Annotated in this window: 1 pseudogene; it reads left to right on the plus strand. The window is 67.2% G+C overall.

The features are described 5' to 3' along the window. Window positions 1-1068 (plus strand): annotated as a pseudogene (locus BBA01S_RS45045) (acetyl-CoA C-acetyltransferase); the annotation flags it as partial.

The following is a 1068-nucleotide window of genomic DNA, read 5'->3' on the forward strand; positions in this document are numbered from 1 at the left end:
CTGGAGCGTGCGGGCGTGAAGCCCGAGCAGGTGAGCGACGTGATCATGGGTCAGGTGCTCACGGCGGGCTCGGGCCAGAACGTGGCGCGTCAGGCTTCGCTCAAGGCGGGCCTGCCGACCTCGGTGCCGGCCATGACGATCAACAAGGTCTGCGGCTCGGGCCTGAAGGCCGTGATGCTGGCCGCCAACGCAATCATCGCGGGCGACTCGGACATCGTCGTGGCGGGTGGCCAGGAAAACATGAGCGCGGCGCCGCACGTGCTGCCGGGCTCGCGCGACGGCTTCCGCATGGGTGACGCGAAGCTGATCGACAGCATGATCGTCGATGGCCTGTGGGACGTGTACAACCAGTACCACATGGGCGTGACGGCCGAAAACGTCGCGAAGGAATACGGCATCACGCGCGAAGAGCAGGACGCGTTCGCAGCGCTGTCGCAGAACAAGGCGGAAGCCGCTCAGAAGGAAGGCCGTTTCGACGCGGAAATCGTGCCGGTCGAAATTCCGCAGCGCAAGGGCGAGCCGCTCAAGTTCGCCACCGACGAGTTCGTGCGTCACGGCGTGACGGCGGAATCGCTCGCGGGCCTCAAGCCTGCGTTCAACAAGGAAGGCACGGTGACGGCGGCCAACGCATCCGGCCTGAACGACGGCGCGGCGGCAGTGGTGGTGATGTCGGCGAAGAAGGCCGAAGCGCTGGGCCTGCAGCCGCTCGCGCGCATCAAGTCGTATGCCGCCGGCGGCGTCGATCCGAAGATCATGGGCATGGGCCCGGTGCCGGCTTCGAAGCGCGCGCTGGAGCGTGCGGGCTGGTCGGTGGGCGACCTCGATCTCATGGAGATCAATGAAGCGTTCGCAGCGCAGGCGCTGGCCGTGAACAAGCAGATGGGCTGGGACACGTCGAAGATCAACGTGAACGGCGGGGCGATTGCGATTGGCCACCCGATGGCGCATCGGGCTGCCGCATCCTGGTGACGCTGCTGCACGAAATGCAGCGCCGCGACGCGAAGCGCGGCCTGGCGTCGCTGTGCATCGGCGGCGGCATGGGCGTGGCGCTCGCGCTGGAACGCGTTT

Origin of the sequence: Paraburkholderia bannensis NBRC 103871, assembly GCF_000685015.1 — a bacterium.
Taxonomy (GTDB): domain Bacteria; phylum Pseudomonadota; class Gammaproteobacteria; order Burkholderiales; family Burkholderiaceae; genus Paraburkholderia; species Paraburkholderia bannensis.